The sequence below is a fragment of the Mesorhizobium sp. genome, from assembly GCF_004963255.1.
Classification (GTDB): domain Bacteria; phylum Pseudomonadota; class Alphaproteobacteria; order Rhizobiales; family Rhizobiaceae; genus Mesorhizobium.
In genome coordinates this window covers 61682-77093 of sequence record NZ_SUGA01000009.1, presented here as the reverse complement: position 1 = coordinate 77093, position 15412 = coordinate 61682, and the positions used below count along the sequence as shown (strand labels likewise).

17 protein-coding genes are annotated in these 15412 nt (G+C 64.6%); 12 read left to right on the top strand and 5 right to left on the bottom strand.

Features of this window, described 5'->3' with window-relative positions; genetic code table 11:
• Window positions 1-30 precede the first annotated feature (30 nt).
• Together E5X34_RS12720 and E5X34_RS12715 are read left to right on the top strand one after the other, a co-directional pair.
• Complete coding sequence (locus E5X34_RS12720; protein ID WP_095818554.1) at window positions 31-351, top strand: DUF1476 domain-containing protein; 321 nt, start codon at window positions 31-33, stop codon at window positions 349-351.
• A gap of 109 nt (window positions 352-460) precedes the next feature.
• On the top strand, window positions 461-1234 hold the full coding sequence (locus E5X34_RS12715; protein WP_292564850.1) for an HpcH/HpaI aldolase/citrate lyase family protein: 774 nt from the start codon (window positions 461-463) through the stop codon (window positions 1232-1234).
• 109 nt (window positions 1235-1343) lie between these two features.
• Here E5X34_RS12715 and E5X34_RS12710 read toward each other — a convergent pair whose 3' ends face one another.
• Window positions 1344-1901, bottom strand: coding sequence for an alpha/beta hydrolase (locus E5X34_RS12710; RefSeq protein ID WP_127863762.1), 558 nt, complete (start codon window positions 1899-1901; stop codon window positions 1344-1346).
• A 187-nt stretch (window positions 1902-2088) separates the two neighbouring features.
• On the opposite strand from E5X34_RS12710, the gene E5X34_RS12705 reads away from it, so the two are divergent.
• Entirely contained in the window at window positions 2089-2901 is an 813-nt protein-coding gene (locus E5X34_RS12705; protein ID WP_292564846.1) for a VOC family protein, read from the top strand.
• Window positions 2902-3147: 246 nt separating this feature from the next.
• Here E5X34_RS12705 and purB read toward each other — a convergent pair whose 3' ends face one another.
• On the bottom strand, window positions 3148-4455 hold the full coding sequence (purB, locus tag E5X34_RS12700; protein WP_292564843.1) for an adenylosuccinate lyase: 1308 nt from the start codon (window positions 4453-4455) through the stop codon (window positions 3148-3150).
• A 300-nt stretch (window positions 4456-4755) separates the two neighbouring features.
• Here purB and E5X34_RS12695 point away from each other — a divergent pair, with 300 nt between their 5' ends.
• Window positions 4756-5013: a DUF2171 domain-containing protein gene (locus E5X34_RS12695; protein ID WP_040982323.1), complete on the top strand. Its 258-nt coding sequence runs from the start codon at window positions 4756-4758 to the stop codon at window positions 5011-5013.
• On the opposite strand, the gene E5X34_RS12690 is transcribed toward E5X34_RS12695, so the two are convergent.
• Together E5X34_RS12690 and E5X34_RS12685 are read right to left on the bottom strand one after the other, a co-directional pair.
• Complete coding sequence (locus E5X34_RS12690; protein WP_292564839.1) at window positions 5014-6036, bottom strand: P1 family peptidase; 1023 nt, start codon at window positions 6034-6036, stop codon at window positions 5014-5016.
• Window positions 6036-7106, bottom strand: a complete 1071-nt coding sequence (locus tag E5X34_RS12685; RefSeq protein WP_292564837.1) for a branched-chain amino acid ABC transporter substrate-binding protein — start codon at window positions 7104-7106, stop codon at window positions 6036-6038. The genes E5X34_RS12690 and E5X34_RS12685 overlap by 1 nt, the downstream gene beginning before the upstream one ends.
• A gap of 192 nt (window positions 7107-7298) precedes the next feature.
• Between E5X34_RS12685 and E5X34_RS12680 the strand changes: the two genes are divergently transcribed.
• The 7 genes from E5X34_RS12680 to E5X34_RS12650 are packed head-to-tail and all read left to right on the top strand — an operon-like array spanning window position 7299 to window position 13639.
• Window positions 7299-7793: a flavin reductase gene (locus E5X34_RS12680; RefSeq protein WP_292564834.1), complete on the top strand. Its 495-nt coding sequence runs from the start codon at window positions 7299-7301 to the stop codon at window positions 7791-7793.
• Between the two features lie 29 nt (window positions 7794-7822).
• Window positions 7823-8746 (top strand): MoxR family ATPase, encoded by a 924-nt coding sequence (locus E5X34_RS12675; RefSeq protein WP_126060608.1) that lies wholly within the window; start codon window positions 7823-7825, stop codon window positions 8744-8746.
• 5 nt (window positions 8747-8751) lie between these two features.
• A complete protein-coding gene (locus tag E5X34_RS12670; RefSeq protein ID WP_292564831.1) occupies window positions 8752-10002 on the top strand; it encodes a VWA domain-containing protein in 1251 nt (416 codons plus the stop codon).
• 57 nt (window positions 10003-10059) lie between these two features.
• Window positions 10060-10398: an XdhC family protein gene (locus E5X34_RS12665; protein ID WP_127226125.1), complete on the top strand. Its 339-nt coding sequence runs from the start codon at window positions 10060-10062 to the stop codon at window positions 10396-10398.
• Between the two features lie 5 nt (window positions 10399-10403).
• Window positions 10404-11108 (top strand): XdhC family protein, encoded by a 705-nt coding sequence (locus tag E5X34_RS12660; RefSeq protein ID WP_292564826.1) that lies wholly within the window; start codon window positions 10404-10406, stop codon window positions 11106-11108.
• A complete protein-coding gene (locus E5X34_RS12655; protein ID WP_292564823.1) occupies window positions 11105-12724 on the top strand; it encodes a molybdopterin-binding/glycosyltransferase family 2 protein in 1620 nt (539 codons plus the stop codon). The genes E5X34_RS12660 and E5X34_RS12655 overlap by 4 nt, the downstream gene beginning before the upstream one ends.
• 33 nt (window positions 12725-12757) lie before the next feature.
• The gene (locus E5X34_RS12650) at window positions 12758-13639 is read left to right on the top strand and encodes an alpha/beta fold hydrolase (RefSeq protein WP_292565230.1); all 882 of its coding nucleotides are present in this window, start codon (window positions 12758-12760) and stop codon (window positions 13637-13639) included.
• Between the two features lie 15 nt (window positions 13640-13654).
• Here E5X34_RS12650 and E5X34_RS12645 read toward each other — a convergent pair whose 3' ends face one another.
• Window positions 13655-14704, bottom strand: coding sequence for a DUF1176 domain-containing protein (locus E5X34_RS12645; protein ID WP_292564820.1), 1050 nt, complete (start codon window positions 14702-14704; stop codon window positions 13655-13657).
• A gap of 142 nt (window positions 14705-14846) precedes the next feature.
• Between E5X34_RS12645 and E5X34_RS12640 the strand changes: the two genes are divergently transcribed.
• On the top strand, window positions 14847-15353 hold the full coding sequence (locus E5X34_RS12640) for a DUF1993 family protein (RefSeq protein ID WP_292564817.1): 507 nt from the start codon (window positions 14847-14849) through the stop codon (window positions 15351-15353).
• The last annotated feature ends 59 nt before the right edge of the window (window positions 15354-15412 follow it).

The window sequence follows — 15412 nt, the reverse complement described above, 5'->3', positions numbered from 1 at the left end:
AACGCGAATCGGATTGATCGGAGGGACGTCATGAGCAGCATGAAAGACCGCGAAGAGGGCTTTGAGCGCAAATTCGTCTTCGACGAGGAACTTCGCTTCAAGGCCGCGGCGCGGCGCAACAAGGCGCTTGGCCTGTGGGCCGCCGAGAAGCTGGGCAAATCCGGCGCCGATGCCGAAGCCTATGCCAAGGAAGTGGTGGTCTCCGATATAGAGGAGGCGGGCGACCACGACGTCTTCCGCAAGATTCGCAAGGATTTCGATGCCGCCGGCGTCAACCAGTCCGACCATCAGATCCGCCGCACCATGGACGAGTTGATGGCCCAGGCGATCGAGGAGATCAAGAATGCCTGAGGCCGGCCTCTAGCTGGACCAATCGACCGCCCGGCCAAACCGGGCGGTTTTTCTTTGCCTTTGCCGTCGTTTCCGGCTGAAACTGCGGATTGTCACCAAGGAAAGTCCGATGTCGCTCAAATCCCGCCTGACCGCCGACGAAACACTGTTCACCGCCTGGTCTGGGGTGCCGGACGCGCTGACGGTGGAAATCATCGCCAAGCAGGGTTTCGACGCCGTCACCCTCGACATGCAGCATGGCGGCCATCATGAAGATAGCGTGCTGCGCGGCCTGGTGCCGGTGCTGGCCGCCAATAAGCCGGCGCTGGTGCGCATTCCGGTCGGGCGCTTCGACATGGCGAGCCGCGCGCTCGATTTCGGCGCCGAGGCGGTGATCGCGCCGATGGTGAACTCTGTGGCCGACGCCAGGCAGTTCGCCGCCGCGATGAAGTATCCGCCCATGGGCGAGCGCTCCTGGGGGCCGACCTACGCCTTCCCGCGCCACGGCAAGGGCGACCACGCCGAATGGCTGCGCGACTCCAACCAGCGCACCATGGCCTTCGCGATGGTCGAGACACGGGCGGCGTTCGAGGCGCTCGACGGCATCCTCGATACGCCCGGCATTGACGGCATCTTCGTCGGTCCGTCGGATTTCTCGATCGCCTGGTCGAACGGAACGACTGTCAATTCGACGCTGGAAAGCATGATGGAGACGGTCGCTTCGATCGCCGAGCGGACGCGCAAGGTCGGAAAGCATGCGGCGATCTACGTCATCGAGCCGGCAATCGCCGGCCGCGTCGTGTCGATGGGCTACCGGCTTCTGGCCATGGGCTCGGACCACACGCTGATCTCGCTTGGCGCGAAGACCTTGTTGAAGAGCATGCGGGATTCGATCGGCGCCTGAGGTCGGCCTTAGAGCAATTCCAGGAAAAGTGTGAGCGGTTTTCCGTCAGGAATTGCGTCAAAACAAAGAGATAGAGCGGTTCGCCGTTTCCGTGAAACGGTGAAACGCTCTAGGGCTGCTTCAGTTCCGTCAAGAACTTGGCGAAAGTCATCGAACCTTCCGGCCACGGGCCGAAGCCGGCGTCCTGGTTGAGGTGGCCGGCCTCGCCGGCGTCAATGAAGAGCGACCCCCAGGCGGCGGCAATGTCCTCGGCGATCTCGTAGGCGCAGAACGGGTCGTTGCGGCTGGCGATGACGATCGACGGAAAGGGCAGCGGATCGCGCGAATAAGGGCCAAAGGTCATCAGATGTTTCGGCCTGATTTCCGGGTTCGAGACATCCGGCGGCGCGACGAAGAAAGCGCCGGCGACGGGCTTCTTGAACTGCGGGATAGCCTGCACCGCCGCCGCGACGCCAAGCGAATGCGCGACAAGCACCACCGGCCGCTCGGCCTCGTTCACGGCGTTCGCCACGCTCGCCGTCCAGTCCTCGCGCACGGGTTTGGTCCATTCCGCCTGCTCGACGCGCCGCGCCGTCGACAGTTTCGACTGCCAGCGGGTCTGCCAGTGCTCGGGGCCGGAATTGGTGTAGCCCGGTACGATCAGGATATCTGCGTCTTTGACTTTCATGGCGCGGATGTAGCGAGCGGCTTTGCCGGCTGCAACCCCGTTGCCAACATCACTGATGTCGCAATTGTGAACAACTTGTTCGATTCTTGCTCTCTTGTGTGAACGATCGCAATCGACGATTTGGAGGGGGAACAAGAGCTGGCGGCCTGGAAATCCCATGCCTAGGTCCGCCCGAACGGAGAGTTTGATGAGCGAACTGCCTTTTGCCGCGACCACACCGGTCAGCGTGTCGCGTGTCGGGTTGAAGGCGCGCGATGCCGAGAGCCTTGCCACCTATTATCGCGCGGTCGTCGGCCTGCAGGAATTGAGCCGCGCCGATGGCGCGATCACACTTGGCGCCGCCAACCGACCATTGCTGGTGCTTGAACAGGATGCTTCGGCGAAGCCCGACGATCCGCGTAGCGCTGGCCTTTTCCACACGGCCTTCCTTTTGCCGTCGCGCGCCGATCTCGGCCGCTGGATCAATCACGCCGCCGCCAATCGCATCGGCATAGAAGGCGCCTCGGACCATCTGGTCAGCGAGGCGCTCTATCTGACCGATCCGGAAGGCAACGGCATCGAGATCTATGCCGACCGCCGTCCGCAGGACTGGAAATGGAACGGCGACAAGGTCGCCATGGCGACCGAGCGGCTGAACCTGCCGGCGGTGGTGGGCAGCGTGCCGGCGGGCGATGCCGGCTGGCAGGGCGCGCCGGAAAACACCATTGTCGGCCATGTGCATCTGCGCGTCGGCCGGCCGGAAGATGCCGAGGCCTGGTGGCATGACCAGTTCGCCTTCGACACCGTCGCCAAATATGGCAGCCAGGCGGTGTTCCTGTCGTCCGGCCATTACCACCATCATATCGGCGCCAATGCCTGGCAGAGCGCCGGCGCCGGCCGTCGCGATCCGTCCCGCTCGGGCCTCGCCTGGGTGGAGATGCGCTCGGACAATGTGAAGGATGAGACTTCGCGGGAAGACCCGTGGGGCACCGTGATCAGGACGGTCCCGGGCAAAGCTTGAGCGACGGCAGGGTCAAGCTGGAGCACCCCTCATCCGTCTCGGCGCTAGCGCGCCGATCCACCTTCTCCCACAAGGGGAGAAGGGAAGAACTCGCCGGCGCCGTTGGCAATCGCAGGTGTCGGTGATTTTGCCGAAATGTAGGCGCCGGAGTCCCCTTCTCCCCTTGTGGGAGAAGGTGGCTTGTCGCGAAGCGACAAGACGGATGAGGGGTGCTCCAGCTTGGCGCTAACGCACGCCTTGCTCGCCTCAAGCCTCTCCAAACACCCGCTTGAAGATCGTGTCGACGTGCTTGGTGTGGTAGCCGAGGTCGAATTTCTCTCGGATCTCGGCTTCGGAGAGGGCTGCCGTCACGTCCTTGTCGGCCAGCAGTTCCTCCAGGAAATCGGCGCCGTGCTCCCAAACCTTCATGGCATTGCGCTGCACCAGTCGATAGGCGTCCTCGCGTGACAGGCCGGCCTGGGTCAGCGCGAGCAGCACACGCTGCGAATGCACCAGGCCGCGGAACTTGTTGAGGTTCTTCTCCATGTTCTCGGGATAGACGAGCAGCCTGTCGACGACGCTGGTGAGGCGCGCCAGCGCGAAATCCAGCGTCACCGTGGCGTCCGGCCCGATCATGCGCTCGACCGAGGAATGCGAAATGTCGCGCTCATGCCACAGCGCCACATCCTCCATCGCCGGCAGCGCCATCGACCGCACCATGCGGGCGAGGCCGGTGAGATTTTCGGTCAGCACCGGATTGCGCTTGTGCGGCATGGCAGACGAACCCTTCTGGCCCGGCGAGAAATACTCTTCCGCCTCCAGCACCTCGGTGCGCTGGAGATGGCGGATCTCGACGGCGAGGCGTTCGACCGACGAGGCGATGACGCCAAGCGTGGCAAAGAACATGGCATGCCGGTCGCGCGGGATGACCTGGGTCGACACCGGCTCAGGCTTCAGCCCGAGCTTTGCCGCCACATGCTCTTCGACATAAGGCTCGATGTTGGCAAAGGTGCCGACCGCGCCGGAGATCGCACATGTCGCGATATCTTCCCGCGCGTGCACCAGCCGCTCGCGGGAGCGCGAGAATTCGGCATAGGCTTGCGCCAGCTTGACGCCGAAGGTGGTCGGCTCGGCATGGATGCCGTGGCTGCGGCCGATGGTGACAGTGTCCTTGTGCTCGAAGGCGCGGCGCTTCAGCGCGGCGAGCAGGGCGTCGATGTCGGCGAGCAGGATGTCGCTGGCGCGGGTCAGCTGCACCGCAAGGCAGGTGTCGAGCACGTCCGACGAGGTCATGCCCTGGTGGATGAAGCGGGCATCCGGTCCGACGAATTCGGCGAGATGGGTGAGGAAAGCGATGACGTCGTGCTTGGTGACGCGCTCGATCTCGTCGATCTTGGCGACGTCGAACTTGGCCGCGCCGCCTTTTTCCCAGATGGTCCTTGCCGCTTCCTTCGGGATGACGCCCAGCTCCGCCAGTGCATCGCAGGCATGCGCCTCGATCTCGAACCAGATGCGGAAGCGGGTTTCTGGCGACCAGATGGCGACCATTTCCGGCCGGGAATAGCGAGGGATCATCTGTTTTCAGTCCTGCCTGGGAGAAGCGTCGGCCGCGTCCTAACAGAGGCGGGCCCAATGCTCAACGCCGCTGCCGCGCAAACCAGATGCTAACCCCGACAAGTGCCGCAAAACCCAGCGGAAAATAGAATCGAACGCCAAGCGCGAGGAACTGGTGGAGCGCCGTCAGCAGCGTGAAGGTGAATCATGCCTATCACGCCATGGTGAACGAGACGCGCCGTGCGATGCATCCAATCCGGCGTTCATTTGTTATTGTCGGCCGTCTCGCATCCGAAAGGGCAAATCCAGCGGAGAACCAGCATGAGCACCGACATCAGCAAGATACGCGGACATATGGAAGTGATCGGCGCCGATGGCGTCCATATCGGCACCGTCGACAAGGTCGAGGGTGACCGGATCAAGCTGACCAAGGCCGACAGCGGCATGGGCTCGCACAAGGGCCATCATCATTATATTTCGCTCGCCCTGGTCGCGGAGATCGACGGCCAGAAGGTCTGGCTTTCCGCGAATTCCGATGTCGCCGTCACCTTCGAGGAAGAGAAATCTGATCCGACCTGATTAGCTTCGGCGCGACGACCAGACAGGAAACAGATCGCCTTCGGCCGGTGTCGCGGCATGGACGCCGCGGCTGATCGCGCGCGACATGGTCGCGCCAGCCGCCGCGAACAGGTCGATCGCGGCATCGGCGCCGAGCTCGATGCCGCTCCTGCCGGTCGCCAGGGCGAAGACCAGATCGCCGTCAGCCGGCGTATGGGTCGGCCAGATGGCACGGGCGAAGCCGTCATGCGCCGAAATCGCCAGCCGCTTAGCCGCGGCCTTGGTCAGCACGGCGTCGGTGGCGATAACGGCAATGGTGGTGCTGCCGGCTTCCCCATGTCCGCCAACACGCCGGTCGCGGTATTTCAGCAGGATCTTCCTGGCGTCTTCGGGCAGCGGATCGGGGTAGCCCAGGCCGCCGAACTCGTCGCCGATCTCGAAGGGCGCCGCCCAGAAATGGCGGCTGCCGCCGACCGTCACCGAGCCAGTAGGGTTGACGGCGGCGAGCGCACCGATGGTGACGCCGCTGTCGAGCAAGGTCGAAGCCGAGCCCAGACCGCCCTTCAGCCCGGAGGTCAACGCGCCGGTGCCGGCTCCGGCCGTACCGATGGCGAAATCGGCGATTGCCGTCTGCACGGCCTCATAGCCGAGCTCGCGATAGGGCGGATAACGGCCCCAATCCTTATCGCCGCCATTGCGCAGGTCGAACAGGATCGCGGCCGGCACGATCGGCACGCGGAAGCCGCCGACCTCGACGCCGATGTTCTTCTCGCGCAGCGCCGCCTGTACGCCTGAGGCGGCGTCGAGCCCGAAGGCCGAGCCGCCGGACAGGACGACGGCATGGATCGTCGCGATCGAATTCTGCGGCTCCAGCAGGTCGGTCTCGCGCGTGCCCGGCGCGCCGCCCAGCACCTGGACGCCAGCCACGGCAGGTTCGTCGCACAGCACCACCGTGACGCCGGATTTCAGCCCGGCGTCGGCTGCATTGCCGACGCGAAGACCAGCAACGTCGGTGATCAGATTGCGCGGTCCGGTGCGGAACATCACTTGCCCTCCAGCGGTACGAAATGCGTGCCGTCGGAGCGGAAGACGCGGAACGGGTTCTGGCTGAGGTCGCCCTTGTCGTCGAAGCGGATGGTGCCGATCGCGGTCGCGAAATCATGGCCGGTCAGCGCTTCGCCGAGCGGTTGGCCGGAGCTTTCCGCATTAGCCAGCGCGGCCTTGGCGACCTCGACCGCCGCATAGGACGGCAGTGTGTAGCCGTCCGGTACGATGTTTTTTGCGCCGAAGGCCTGTACCACCTTGGGATCGGCGACCTCCGACCATTCCGGCGTGGCGATCATCAGCGTGCCGACGGCGTAAGGCACATCGCCAGGCGGCGTGCGCAGGTTCTCGCCGCCGGCGAATGTGATGCCTGCGTCGAGCTGGGCGGCGTCACGGCCCATGATGGCGACATCGTCGCCATCGCCGCCGGCGAACACTTTTGTCGCGCCGGCCTTCTTCAGCCGGCCGACCAGCCCGATCTGGTTGTCGAGCTGCGGCCTGAAAGTGTCGGTGAAGACCGGTTTCAAGGCAGCCTGCTCGGCCGCAGCGCGAAAAGTCTCGGCCATCTCGCGGCCGTAGATGGTGCCGTCATCGATTATGGCGAAGAGGTCGTCGCGCCACAGCCGGGTGAGCTCGGTGGCGACCGCGTTGCGCTCATCGTCGCCGCGCGGGCCCAGCCGGTAGACCGGCCAGCCGGTCTTGGCGCGTCGGTCGGTCAGGCTTTCGGTGCGCACGCCGACCGTGATGACCGGAATGTTGGCGTCCTTCAGGATCGGCAGCGCCGTCTCGATCGCCTCGGTGCAGAGAAAGCCCACCACGATATCGACCTTGGCGTCGACGAATTCCTTTGCCGCCGCGGCGCCGCCATCGGCAGTGCAGGCATCGTCTGCGGTCTTGATCGCAAGGCCGTTCGCCTCCGCCGCCAGGCCGGCACCATTCTCAATCTGCTTGCCCAGGATCGCCGACGGACCGGAAAGCGGCGCCGCAACGCCGATCAGCGTCCCGGCCTCGGCGCTCGCGGCCAGCGACAGCCAGAACAGCACGGCTGATGTCGTCGTGAGAAGACGCATTCGGGCTAAGAGATCCTCCATGCCGGGAATACAGTCCCGACATTATTCCAGGAAATGCCTAAAGGCTGGCTAAGCGGTGCGCAACACGCGAATTTGCGGATTGCGGTCAAGCACTTCGCCCATGATAGATAACTTGTGGCGTGCAATATGCCGCCATATATAACGAGCTTGTTCCGACAGGTGGATTATCGCGTGCTGAAGATCAATGATATCGGGCCGCAGCACTATCGCGATGCGATGGCGCATTTTGCCGGCCATGTGCATGTGGTGACCACGGACGGGCCCGGCGGCAAACGCGGCGCGACGGTGATCGCCGCCTGTTCGGTTTCGGACACGCCGCCGACGGTCCTGGTTTGCCTCAACCGCGAGAACGCCAAGAACGAGGCTTTCATCAAGAACGGCAAGTTCGCGCTCAACACGCTTGCCTCGGATCAGGAAGCCGTCTCGGTCGGCTTTTCCGGTGTCACCGGGTTGCCGGCGGACGAACGCTTTGCGCTTGCCGAGTGGGATGTGATCTCAACCGGCGCGCCGACGCTGAAAGGGGCCCTCGCCGTGTTCGACTGCGAGATCATCGACGCCAAGGATCTTGCCACCCACCGTGTGCTTTTTGGCAAGGTGACAGGCCTGCGCATCGGCGATAATTTGCGGCCGCTGATCTACTATAACCGCGACTATCACGTTCTTTGAAACGTGCAAGCGGGACCCACGGAGACAAGATGACCGCGCCGCGCCCCGCGCCGAAATCGATCGACGAAACGCTCGATCTTTTGACCGCTGCGGACTATGTCGCGGACCGCTCGCTGGCGACCGTGCTGTTTCTTTCACTGCGCATGAAGCGGCCCTTGTTCCTCGAAGGTGAGGCGGGCGTCGGCAAGACCGAGATCGCCAAGGTGCTGGCCGACGCGCTCGGCCGCCGGCTGATCCGGCTGCAATGCTATGAGGGGCTCGACGTCTCCTCGGCCGTCTATGAGTGGAATTATGCCGCGCAGATGATCGAGATCCGCATGGAGGAGGCGGCCGGCAAGGTCGTGCGCTCCGATATGGAGCGCAACGTATTCTCCGAAAAATACCTGATCCGCCGCCCGGTGCTCGACGCGCTGACCGGCAAGGCCGGCGCGGCCCCGGTGTTCCTGATAGATGAGCTCGACCGCACCGACGAAGCGTTCGAGGCGTTCCTGCTCGAGATCCTGTCGGACTTCCAGGTTACGGTTCCCGAGCTTGGCACGATCAAGGCGGAAGAGCCGCCGATCGTCATCATCACCACCAACCGCACGCGCGAAATCCATGACGCGCTGAAGCGGCGCTGCCTTTATCACTGGGTCGATTATCCGAACGCCGAGCGCGAGCTGGAGATCGTGCGCCGCAAGGTGCCGCAGGCGAACCGCCGGCTGTCGGCGGAGGTCGTGTCCTTTGTCCAGAAGCTGCGCCAGGTCGAGCTGTTCAAGGCGCCAGGCGTCGCCGAAACCATCGACTGGGCCGGCGCGCTCACCGAGCTCGACAAGGTGGCGCTCGACCCGGAGACCGTGTCCGACACGATCGGCGTGCTTTTGAAATACCAGGACGATATTGCCCGCATCGGTGAGGGCGAGGGCCGGCGCATCCTCAATGAGGTGAAGGCCGAGCTTTCGGCGGCGGAGTAGGGGCGATGCCGTCGCCGCGTCCGGAACCCAAAGAGGCGCGCGCCGATGGGCGCATCGCTGATAATATCGTCTATTTCGCTCGCGCCTTGCGCAAGGCCGGCATGCGCGTCGGGCCGGCCTCGGTGAAGGACGCCATCGAGGCGGTGCTTGCCGCCGGCATCGGCTCGCGCGACGATTTCTACTGGACGCTGCATGCGGTGCTGGTCTCGCGACACGAGGATCATCCGGTCTTCGACGAGGCCTTCCGCCTGTTCTGGAAATCGCGCGAGCTGATCGAGAAGCTGCTGGCGATGTTCTCGCCAGTCGCCCTGGACACAAGCGAAAAGCAAAAGCCGCGGGCGGCGGAGAACCGCGTCAGCCAGGCGATGTTCGAAGGCCATCAGAAGAGCCAGCCGGTGCGGGAAGTGCCGGAGATCGAGGTCGATGCGCGGCTCACCTTTTCCGGCAATGAAGTGCTGCGCGGCAAGGATTTCGCACAGATGGACGCCCGCGAAATGGCCGAGGCCAAAAAGGCGATCATGGCCTTGCGCCTGCCCTTCGACCTTGTCCGCACGCGGCGCTTCAGGGCTGACGCGCAGGGACGCCGCATCGATCCGCGCGCCATGATGCGCTCGGCGGCGCGCACCGGCGGCGCGCTTATCCTGCCGAAATTCCGATCGGCGCGCGAAGTGCATCCGCCGCTGGTCGTGCTGGCCGACATTTCGGGCTCGATGAGCCAGTATACCCGCATCTTCCTCCATTTCCTGCATGCCCTGACGGAGAAGCGCCGGCGCGTGCACGCCTTCGTCTTCGGCACGCGGCTGACCAATTTGACCCGGCAGATGCGCCATCGCGATCCGGACGAGGCGCTTGCCGAATGCTCGGTGGCGGTGAAGGACTGGTCGGGCGGCACCCGCATCGGCGATACGTTGGCCGAATTCAACCGGCTGTGGTCACGGCGCGTGCTGGGGCAGGGCGCCGTGGTGCTTCTCATCACCGACGGGCTGGAGCGTGACGACGTCACCGGCCTGTCGCAGGAGATGGAGCGGCTGCACAAATCCTGCCGGCGGCTGATCTGGCTCAATCCGCTTTTGCGCTTCGACGGCTTCGAGGCGCGCGCCCGTGGCGTGAAGGCGATGCTGCCCTATGTCGACGAGTTCCGGGCGGTGCACAATCTCGACGCACTGGCCGACCTTTGCGCCTCTCTCGACCGGCGGCCGGCGGCTTCGGTCGATCCGCGCCGCTGGCTGCGAACTGGCGGGAGGCACGCCGCGTAGCCATATGCTCTGTCAGGGATTGTCCCGGCGGGAAAACAGACTTTGTGAGAAGCGACGATGGATGAGAGCATTTATCTCGATGAGGCCCGTGATCCGCTGATCATCGCGGAGGGCTGGATGAAGGAAGGCAAGGATGTCGCCATCGCGACCGTGGTCGAGACCTGGGGTTCGGCGCCGCGTCCAGTCGGCAGCCATCTGGTCATCGACGCTGAAGGGAATTTCCATGGCTCCGTCTCCGGCGGCTGCGTCGAGGGCGCCGTGGTGACCGAGGCGATCGACGTCATAGGCTCGGGCAAGGCCAGGATGCTGGAGTTCGGCGTCGCCGACGAAACCGCTTGGCAGGTGGGCCTGTCCTGCGGCGGCCGCATCAAGGTCTATGTCGAAAGGCTGGGCTGACCGCCGTGGATCCGTATATTCTAAAGACCCTCAACGAAGAACGCCGCGCCCGCCGCGCCGCGGTGCTCGTCACCGATCTCGGCGACGGCCGCGACCGCATCGTGCGCGAGGGCGACCATGTCGCGGGCGATCTCGGGACGGCAATCGCCAATGCGTTTCGTACCGGCAATTCGCGGTCGGTGGAGGCGGAAGGGCGGACCTTCTTCCTCAATGCCCATCTGCCGCGCCCGCGCCTCGTGGTGATCGGCGCGGTGCATATCAGCCAGGCGCTGGCGCCGATGGCCAGGATCGCCGGCTACCCGGTCGAGATCATCGACCCGCGCACCGCCTTCGCCACTCCCGAGCGCTTTCCCGACGTCGCGCTACATGCCGAATGGCCGGAGGATGTGCTGAAGCGCGCGCCGCTCGACAGTTACACGGCGCTCGCCGCAGTCACCCATGATCCGAAGATCGACGATTTCGCGCTGAAGGCGGCGCTCGATGCCCGCTGCTTCTATGTAGGCGCGCTTGGCAGCCGCAAGACCCACGCCAAGCGCGTCGAGCGCCTGCTGGCGCTCGGCGCCGGCGCCGACCAGATCGCCCGCATCCACGCGCCGATCGGCCTCGACATCGGGGCGGCCAGTCCGGCCGAGATCGCCGTTGCGGTGCTCGCGCAGACCATCCACGCCTTCCGCTCGCGCGGTCTGGAAGCAAAAGGCGCCGTGGCGTGAAATTCGGGCCGGTTCCGATCGACGAGGCGGAAGGGGCGGTGCTGGCGCATGCGACGGCCGCGGGGGAAAAGCGGTTCCGCAAGGCGCACCGGCTGAGCCGCGAGGATGTCGCGGCGCTCAAGGCGGCAGGTGTCGGCGAAGTCGTCGCGGCGGTTCTTGACCGGAACGATCTCGGCGAAGATGCGGCCGCCGCGAAGATCGCCGCCGCGATGAGCCACCGAAACATCGAGGTCAGGCCGGCCGCGACCGGGCGGGTGAACCTGCACGCAGCCGCCTCGGGCGTGTTTACCGTCGATGCCGGGATGATCGATGCCATCAATGGAGTGGACCCGGCCATCACCGTCGCGACGCTGGCGCAGCATGCGCCGGTCGAGAAGGGTCAGATGGTCGCGACGGTGAAGATCATCCCCTTTGCCGTCGCCGCAAGCCTGGTGGCCAGCGTGGTGAGGATTTGCGCCGGCCGCGAGATCTTTGCCGTCAACGCCTACCGCCCGATCACTGTCGGCGTCATCCAGACGATGCTTCCCGGCGTTAAGCCGAGCGTGCTCGACAAGACGCTGCGCGTCACCGAGGCGCGGCTGGCGCGCTCCGGCGGCCGGCTGACGGCCGAGCGGCGCACGCCGCATGAGATTGCCCCGGTCGCCGCGGCCGCAACCCAGCTGGCGCGCGACAATGACATGGTGGTGATCTTCGGCGCCTCAGCGATGAGCGATTTCGCCGATGTCGTGCCGGCTGCGATCGAACGCGCCGGCGGCACCGTCATCCGCGCGGGCATGCCGGTCGATCCCGGCAATCTGCTGGTGCTCGGAACGCTCGACGGCAAGCGCGTCGTCGGCGCGCCCGGATGCGCGCGCAGCCCGAAGGAGAACGGCTTCGACTGGGTGCTCGATCGCCTGATTGCCGGGCTCGATGTGACGGCGGGCGATATTGCCGGCATGGGCGTCGGCGGGCTTCTGATGGAAATTCCGACCAGGCCGCAGCCGCGCGAGCCGGCGCCGCAGCAGCCGGCAAGGTCGGCGCTGAAAGTCGATATCGTGCTTCTGGCGGCTGGACGTTCGAGCCGCATGGGCGGGCCGAACAAGCTTCTGGCACTGTTCGACGGCGAGCCGCTGGTGCGCCGAACCGCTTCCCGCGCGCTGGGCTCGAAGGCCGCCAGCACCATCGTCGTCACCGGCCATCAGCGCGAACGCGTGCGTTCAGCGCTTGGAGGCCTTGAGGTGAAACTCGCCGACAATCCCGATTTCGCCGACGGCCTGGCCTCGTCCTTGAAGGCGGGCATTGCGAAGGTCGCGCCCGACGCGGCCGGCGCGATGATCGTTCTCGGCGACATGCCCGGCGTTTCGTCGAAGGACCTCGACAGCCTGATCGATGCGTTCCGCCGCTCCGGCGGCCACGCCGTGGTGCGCGCCTCGCATCAGGGCAAGCGCGGCAACCCGGTGCTTTTGCCGCGATCGCTTTTCGCGGCGGTTGCGCAGCTCGAGGGTGATACCGGCGCGCGACACCTGGTCGAAGCCGAAGGCCTCGACGTCATCGATGTCGAGATCGGGCAGGGCGCATCGATCGATGTCGACACGCGCGAGGCGCTGGAAGGGGCGGGCGGCGTCCTGCAGGATTGACAAACCGAAGCCGAATTTCGCATGCCTCTCGGCATGTTTTTCCGCTTCCTCCTCGCCCTGCTCGTTGCAACCGGTTTTACCGTCCAGGCTGCGCATAGCCAGACGCTATCGCTAAAACCGTTCAAGGACGACCTGTTCGCTTATCCGGCGGCGCTGTCCACAGGCGACAATGGCGCCTATACGGTGCTCGACTATCATGAGATGCGCGATATCAACCAGCGCGACGAGGTGCCGGAAAAGCGTGTTCGCGCGCAATACACCGACCCCGGTGTGCGCAAGGTGCAGCGGGACCTGATGTTGAAGACCGACGCCGGTGATGTCAGGCATGTCGCGGTCGGCAGGACGGAAGGCGCTTCCATCATCGTGCTCTACCTGCATGGGCAGGGCGGCAGCCGCAAGCAAGGCGTCGACGATTTTACTTTCGGCGGCAACTTCAACCGCATCAAGAATCTGATGGCCGCCAATAACGGCCTCTACCTTTCGCCGGATTTCCCCGATTTCGGCGACAAGGGCGCGGCGCAGGTCGCTGCGCTCATCGATCACTACGCCCAACAATCGCCCGCCGCGAAGATATTCGTCGCCTGCGGCTCCATGGGCGGCATGATCTGCTGGAAGCTCGCCGCGCGCAAGGATACGGGCGGCCGCATCAACGGGCTGCTGCTGCTCGGATCGCTGTGGGACGACAGCTTTCTCACCAGCCCTGCCTTCAAGCGCCGCGTGCCGGTGTTCTTCGGCCAGGGCAGCCATGACGTGGTCTTCCCGGTGGAAAAACAGGAAGCCTTCTTCCGCTCGATCCTGGCCAAAAAATCCTATCCGACACGCTTCGTGCGGTTCGAGACCGGCACACATGGCACGCCGATCCGCATGGTGGACTGGCGCGGCACACTGAACTGGATGCTGACGAAAGCGCCGTGACCATTCTGTCGAGGCTCAAGGCGCCGTGTTGTAGTCGATGATCGTCTGCGGATTCATCTCGCCGTCATAGGAAGCATCGACGTCGTACTGGACCAGCGAGAAATCGCCATTGCGGAACAAATAGGTCCCCGATGACGAGGCATCGCCGACACCACGCCATTTGTCGGATGTGGTGATGGTTTTCGTGTTCTCGTCATAGTCCGAGTTGGTCGCCCAGCCGCTGGTCTTGAAACCAATGATGTGGATCGATTCGACCTTGCCTTCGCTGTTGTTGTTCTCGTAGCGGATATCGAGATCCGGCTCGGTGAACTGCAACTGGGTCACGCCGTTGACGTCATCGGCGACGTAATAGACCGCGGTTTCGTTGTAGGCGGCCATCGAGCAGAAGAAGCGGAACAGCCGCGTCTCGCGCTCCGGGTCGGCGGCTTGAGCGTCCTTGTCCTTGTAGTGGATCGAATGGACCTCTGGCTCACCGATCGGCTTGCCGTCGGGATCCTGTTTGTCGCACTGCCCGCCATAGGTGGCGAGAAACGCCTTCTTGGCCTGCTCCAGCGCTTCGTCCTTCTTCGGCGGCGGCGGGCCGTCGCCGCAGCTCGCCGGCACGGCGCTGTCGAAATCCTCAGTCGACGGCTTCAGCGCGCCCTTGTCGATGAAGATCGGCTGGAAGGGCGGCTCCTGAATCTGCGCATTGACCTGGCGGACCGTGTAGCAGCCGGCGAAAACCCTGGCCTCGCCCTTCTTGTCGGTGGCCTGGATGGCGACCGGGACGCTGTAATAGATGCTGCCGGCCGCCCCTTCGTCCGATACAGCGCCGGTCTTGACGTCGACGGTATCGGTGCCGTCATAGCCTTTCACGAAAGCGTTGAAATCCTTGGCTGGCTTTGTATCGCCGAAATAACCCCAGGCGCGGGCGAATTCATGGCGATTGATGGCGCTGTAAAGCGAGCGGATGACGGCGTCGGCGCTGGACCTGTCGTCGATATAGGGCGCGTCGGCTGCTAATGCGGACTGGCCGATGCTGGACAGGGACAGGAAGGCAGCCGCAGCGAGAAAGATATGTCTCATCGGGAATCTCCGCTCGATAACGAAAATACTACCATGGCGATTGCGGCGGCGCGGTGACGTGGAGGCATGAACGCTTGAAGAATCGTGGCCGGAGGCGTTAGGTCACGGCCCGCGGCGCTGGGGCCGCCTTGGGAGATTACTCGTGACTATTTCCATGTACGATATTTCCGTCGGCGTCTTTTCCGCCCGGCTGAAGGCGCTGGCCAGCGTGCTGACGGCGGCGGAGCAGAATGCCGGCGAGCGCAAGATCGATCCGCAGGTGTTTCTCACGGCGCGGCTGGCGCCGGACATGTTCGCGCTGGCCAGGCAGGTCCAGATCTCCACCGACCATGCCAAGGGCGCGCCGTCGCGGCTCGCCGGCCGGGAGGTGCCGAAATATGAGGACAATGAAGCGAGCTTTGCCGAGCTGCAGGCCCGAATCGCCAAGACGCTCGATCATCTGGCGTCGTTCTCGGCGGCCGATCTGGAAGGTTCGGAGGACCGAACGGTCGAATTAAGGCTTGGCGGGCGCGAAACCACGCTGCCCGGCCTGCAGTACCTGCTGCATGTCGCGATGCCGAATTTCTATTTCCACGTCACGACCGCCTACGACATCCTGCGCCACAATGGCGTGCCGCTCGGCAAGCAGACTTTCCTCGGAAATCGCTGACTTTTGAACAGGTTGAAGGTTTCCCGGCAGCCCGGGAAACCTCTTTGGTTCGGCGTTGT

Bases quoted from the DNA above. Each gene is read 5' to 3' on its own strand.
- E5X34_RS12720 (WP_095818554.1), top strand. From the start codon at position 31: ATGAGCAGCATGAAAGACCGCGAAGAGGGCTTTGAGCGCAAATTCGTC.
- E5X34_RS12715 (WP_292564850.1), top strand. From the start codon at position 461: ATGTCGCTCAAATCCCGCCTGACCGCCGACGAAACACTGTTCACCGCC.
- E5X34_RS12710 (WP_127863762.1), bottom strand. From the start codon at position 1,901: ATGAAAGTCAAAGACGCAGATATCCTGATCGTACCGGGCTACACCAAT.
- E5X34_RS12705 (WP_292564846.1), top strand. From the start codon at position 2,089: ATGAGCGAACTGCCTTTTGCCGCGACCACACCGGTCAGCGTGTCGCGT.
- purB (WP_292564843.1), bottom strand. From the start codon at position 4,455: ATGATCCCTCGCTATTCCCGGCCGGAAATGGTCGCCATCTGGTCGCCA.
- E5X34_RS12695 (WP_040982323.1), top strand. From the start codon at position 4,756: ATGAGCACCGACATCAGCAAGATACGCGGACATATGGAAGTGATCGGC.
- E5X34_RS12690 (WP_292564839.1), bottom strand. From the start codon at position 6,036: ATGTTCCGCACCGGACCGCGCAATCTGATCACCGACGTTGCTGGTCTT.
- E5X34_RS12685 (WP_292564837.1), bottom strand. From the start codon at position 7,106: ATGCGTCTTCTCACGACGACATCAGCCGTGCTGTTCTGGCTGTCGCTG.
- E5X34_RS12675 (WP_126060608.1), top strand. From the start codon at position 7,823: ATGACCGCGCCGCGCCCCGCGCCGAAATCGATCGACGAAACGCTCGAT.
- E5X34_RS12670 (WP_292564831.1), top strand. From the start codon at position 8,752: ATGCCGTCGCCGCGTCCGGAACCCAAAGAGGCGCGCGCCGATGGGCGC.
- E5X34_RS12665 (WP_127226125.1), top strand. From the start codon at position 10,060: ATGGATGAGAGCATTTATCTCGATGAGGCCCGTGATCCGCTGATCATC.
- E5X34_RS12650 (WP_292565230.1), top strand. From the start codon at position 12,758: ATGTTTTTCCGCTTCCTCCTCGCCCTGCTCGTTGCAACCGGTTTTACC.
- E5X34_RS12645 (WP_292564820.1), bottom strand. From the start codon at position 14,704: ATGAGACATATCTTTCTCGCTGCGGCTGCCTTCCTGTCCCTGTCCAGC.